Origin of the sequence: Sulfuricurvum sp., from assembly GCF_036279695.1 — a bacterium.
Lineage (GTDB): Bacteria > Campylobacterota > Campylobacteria > Campylobacterales > Sulfurimonadaceae > Sulfuricurvum.
The window spans coordinates 1-4297 of sequence record NZ_DASUIQ010000133.1; the positions used below are offsets into that span (position 1 = coordinate 1).

8 protein-coding genes are annotated in these 4297 nt (G+C 42.8%); all 8 read right to left on the bottom strand.

Translation table 11 applies throughout. From position 1 onward, the window contains the following. Positions 1-1540, bottom strand: a 1540-nt coding sequence (gene pepN / locus VFW36_RS12455) for an aminopeptidase N (protein ID WP_329659137.1), incomplete at its 3' end; no start/stop codon positions are given. A 141-nt stretch (positions 1541-1681) separates the two neighbouring features. Next, complete coding sequence (locus VFW36_RS12460; RefSeq protein WP_329659138.1) at positions 1682-1927, bottom strand: hypothetical protein; 246 nt, start codon at positions 1925-1927, stop codon at positions 1682-1684. Next, entirely contained in the window at positions 1924-2298 is a 375-nt protein-coding gene (locus tag VFW36_RS12465) for a hypothetical protein (protein ID WP_329659139.1), read from the bottom strand. The genes VFW36_RS12460 and VFW36_RS12465 overlap by 4 nt, the downstream gene beginning before the upstream one ends. Beyond that, complete coding sequence (locus tag VFW36_RS12470; RefSeq protein WP_329659140.1) at positions 2261-2839, bottom strand: hypothetical protein; 579 nt, start codon at positions 2837-2839, stop codon at positions 2261-2263. Before VFW36_RS12470 ends, VFW36_RS12465 begins: the two co-directional genes overlap by 38 nt. Before the next feature lies 1 nt (position 2840). Next, the gene (locus VFW36_RS12475; RefSeq protein WP_329659141.1) at positions 2841-3113 is read right to left on the bottom strand and encodes a hypothetical protein; all 273 of its coding nucleotides are present in this window, start codon (positions 3111-3113) and stop codon (positions 2841-2843) included. Continuing rightward, positions 3110-3286 (bottom strand): hypothetical protein, encoded by a 177-nt coding sequence (locus VFW36_RS12480; RefSeq protein ID WP_329659142.1) that lies wholly within the window; start codon positions 3284-3286, stop codon positions 3110-3112. Before VFW36_RS12480 ends, VFW36_RS12475 begins: the two co-directional genes overlap by 4 nt. Then, positions 3283-3615, bottom strand: a complete 333-nt coding sequence (locus VFW36_RS12485) for a hypothetical protein (RefSeq protein WP_329659143.1) — start codon at positions 3613-3615, stop codon at positions 3283-3285. Before VFW36_RS12485 ends, VFW36_RS12480 begins: the two co-directional genes overlap by 4 nt. Before the next feature lie 163 nt (positions 3616-3778). After that, positions 3779-4156 (bottom strand): hypothetical protein, encoded by a 378-nt coding sequence (locus VFW36_RS12490; RefSeq protein ID WP_329659144.1) that lies wholly within the window; start codon positions 4154-4156, stop codon positions 3779-3781. Positions 4157-4297: the final 141 nt, after the last annotated feature.

Sequence of the window (4297 nt, forward strand, 5' to 3'; positions counted from 1 at the left end):
ACAATACATCGTTATGCAGTAACGTTACGCGCTCACTTACAAGAGGATATTCGCTTCCATCGTCCGCCAACAATGCCATTCGAAACGGCATTGCATAGGGGAGCTGTTCTTGATGGTGCGTGTTTTTAGGGATATTTTGGATGATAGTCACCACACACTCAGCCGAATCGGGACGATACTCGCTCGAAACACGCAGTGTCGGTGTCCGCTCTTGCGAATACCACCGTTTGAACTGGCTCAGATCAACGGGGCTTTGGGATTGCATCGACTCCAAAAACTCTTCCGTCCCGACCGCTTGTCCATCAAAATGGTCAAAATAATAGTCCATTGCGGCGCAGAATTTCTCAGACCCCAGTACCGTATGCATCATCCGAATCACCTCAGCACCTTTTTCATAGACGGTAGCGGTGTAGAAGTTGTTGATCTCCATATACGAAGCGGGTTTGATCGGATGGGCAGTCGGTCCCGCATCTTCGACAAACTGGCGCTCACGCAATGCTCTCACATCATCCAGACGCTGGGTCAGCGCCGAGTTCATGTCGGCACTGAAAGTTTGATCTCTAAAGACGGTCAACCCCTCTTTGAGGGTCAGTTCAAACCAGTTGCGACACGTGATGCGGTTCCCCGTCCAGTTGTGAAAATACTCATGAGCGATCACACTCTCGATCCCCATAAAATCCGCATCGGTGGCACTGTCTTCATCGGCTAATACATAATGGGAATTGAAAATGTTAAGCCCTTTGTTCTCCATAGCCCCCATGTTGAAACTGTCCACCGCAACGATGTTGTACACTTCCAAATCGTATTCGCGTCCGTAGGTGTATTCATCCCACTCCATCGATTTTTTGAGGGAACGCATCGCATGGTGACATTTCTCCTCATTTCCCTTGTCACAATAAATCGCCAAATCGACTTTTTTTCCGCTAAGCGTGGTGTAGGTATCGGTAATCGACCCTAAATCTCCCGCAACGAGTGCAAACAGATAACACGGTTTAGGGATCGGATCTTCCCAAAGAGCGAGATGTTTGCCGTTATCCAGCGTTGCGGTACCTCGTAGGTTCCCATTACTCAAAAGAATAGGACATTTCTCTTTGGAAGCGATAATTTTCGTCGTAAAGCGAGTCATTACATCGGGACGATCGATAAAGTAGGTGATACGGCGAAATCCCTCAGGCTCGTTTTGGGTACACCAAATACCGCCGGAGCGATATAGCCCCTCTAACGCCGTATTTTCATCGGGATAGATGCGGTTGATCACTCGAACACGGGCATTGTCCTGATCCATCGGAAGATAGAGGGCATCCTCTTCGAGCCGATACATACTCTCATCCAACAATACATCATCTACCCAGATCAACTCCAGATCCAATAACTCGCCATCAAGCCGTAACTCTTTGACATTAGGGTTAGAACGTGTTATCTCCATGATACTTTCAACACGGGTTGAAGACTCTTCAATAATAAATTCTAATGTACATTTCTCAATTGAGTAAGGACTTTCGGTATAATCACTAAAATAAATACTTTGGTGCTCTTGCATTGTATTTCCATTGGTATGTTTTTTTTGAAATAATACTCAAGTTTCTCTTAGCCCACAGAATAGGGCACTAAAACAAATGTGTGACAGAAACACCATGAATTTAGACGTTTCTTTGACACATTTTTGGCACAGTTATTTTTGTCACAAACACTTCTCTAATGCTGCTTCAAAATCATAAAGACAACTTTGTAACTTCGGATAGTTTTCCAACCGAGCTTTAGTCCACTGAACGATGTCACCACTTTCATTTGTGAGCTCTTCGCATTTTGGTTTTTTCGTTTCACATTTTTTTGTAATTGTGATCGGTTCGCATGGGACCACTTCTTTACCAACACATCCTGAGAATAGTAAAACTACAGTTAATACCATCAAATAAATCATTTTCATAACTTTCCTCCCTCAGCATTTTTTCGTGCTTCTTCAGCGATTGCACTCAGATCGGTGCATTTTTCCCCGGTAGGTACATACTTGATCGATGTGATGTATTTCGGCTTTTCGGCCATCTTTCGATCAAACTCTTCATCTTTCTCCTTAGCATCTAACCTATCCCGTTCCATCCAAGCTTTATAAAAAGCTACACGGTCTTTTTGTCGTGCTGTTTCTGCCTTTTCGGTTTTAACAGTTTGCTCAAGAACATTACGCTCCCCGGACACACTCAGATCATGAAATCCAAGAGCAGTAATCGCTACCACCAAAACAATAATAACCCCAATCAGTACCTTACCAATACCGAAACTTTCTACTTCTGATAGACGCATATCTCTCTCCATATTTATAGACGAGCACCGAGTACTCGTAATTGATGTCGCAGTTAGAGCGACACGACCGTTGACCTTTCCATGTAAAGCAACTCTGCCCTCGACGGCACTGACCCTTTGCTTTTACCCAATTCTCTCCGCCGGCACGGTTGATCTCTTTGAGAACTAACCATCCGCCGTTGTAAATTTGATATGTCACCCACAGACCATATTTAGGCTGATAGAGCGACTTCATAATTATCGCCTGAGCCTTTAACTGATCGGGGATCGCTTTGATACTTGATACCCCTTTAGCTTTTAGGGGTTTTTGCCATAGTCGATAGGTGATCTGAGGCAACCCCTCCGATCCTACACCGTCTAGCGATAGGATATTTCGGCATCCGCTCTCTTGGACTAGTTGACCGACTCCATCCCAATACGGATAATCAACTCCGAACTGAGCATAATGAGCACGTCGAACATCTTGCACATACGATTGACACCGTTCGATAGAACCACCGAATAGTGATAATGCCAGCGCTAAGAGTACGATGTAGCGCATATCACCCCCCCATTGCGAAGCAGTAAATGATAATCACATAAAAAGCAATAACCATCGTTGTATGTTGCCAGTTCTCGTCGTTGCCCCAATCTACCTTTTCAAATAGAAATTTACGCAAAATATGCGCGACAACAACTCCAACTGTTACAAGCAATGTTTTTGACAATACCAACTGTATAATTGGAGGCAATATTTCATACAACCCGCTCAAAAACACATACAATAACCCAAGCGATACAATTACCGCAAACCATAATCTTTTAAACTCTTTCACTTTTTACCTCCTTGGTGAAATTGAGCCACTAGCTCTTGAAGCTCTGCATTGTTTTCGCAAAGCTGAACGAGCACATGAGCATCTGCGCCGGTCTTTTTGTAATCATCGATGATCTTCCACCCTTGCCAAGCGGGGAAGTCAGATCGAGATATTTTTTTGTACTCTTCGCTCATTTGTCGGCCTTATTTTTCAACTCTGTGTAAATCTTTTCGAGATCTTCTTTAATCTCTTTCATAATATCTTTCACATCATCACGTATGACGTAGTGACCTACAACTAAAAGTTTAAATTCATGTAATTCTTTTTTAACAGTGTCGACATCACCTCGCACTGCTTTGTATAGCAATCCAAGCAAAATCCCCACAATAATAAAAAGACCATTTACGACATACTGCAAATCCATCACTCCCCCTCTGGTTTTTTTCGTATTTTTGTATATGCTAACCACGGGTACTTCACTGCGCATCCGATAGCCCCGCCAAGAGTGATAATCAAAGCCCATTTTTTGCTAATTCCTTTTGAAATTAGACAACTATGGAAGCGTTTTTGCTGTTTAAAAAACTTCCAATCACCCGCTTCCCCGCAATCATTATCATGAGATTTACAACATTCATGGATCGGATGACCGCGCCATGACTCAGGAAAATTAGAGCAGTAATCCTCTTTCATCTCGCAAATTCTCCAATCTTTTGAGGTCTAAAATATTCCACTGTATTTCCATCTTCATCTACATAGCCCAATGGTACGTCATACAGATATATCGATTTATAGATAGCGTGTTTAGCATCATCGGCAAATAGTTCCTCATAGGTACCAAGTGATTCGATGGTGGTCATAGCATCGATGAATGCCAACTCTTCATTAGTTAGAATACTCATAGCCAATGATCCGTTTTCATTTTTTACGATCGGCGTATGCTGAATAGTCCATGACTTTTTTCCAGTCTCTTCATCTGAAATCACATAGCTTGGAGCCATATCCTCCAACTCTTGGATAAATGCTTTAGCATCTTTCACGTGCGTGATAATATAGTTGTATGTCATATCAATAGCCCTCCAGTTGTTTATCTTCGTCAAAAAGCCATTTTATGTGCTCCCAAAGTTTACGCAAGAGCCACCTCCTGAGATGTAAGTTGGTAATCATAAATACGAGCATATGGGATGAACGAGTTTAATAACGTAGTC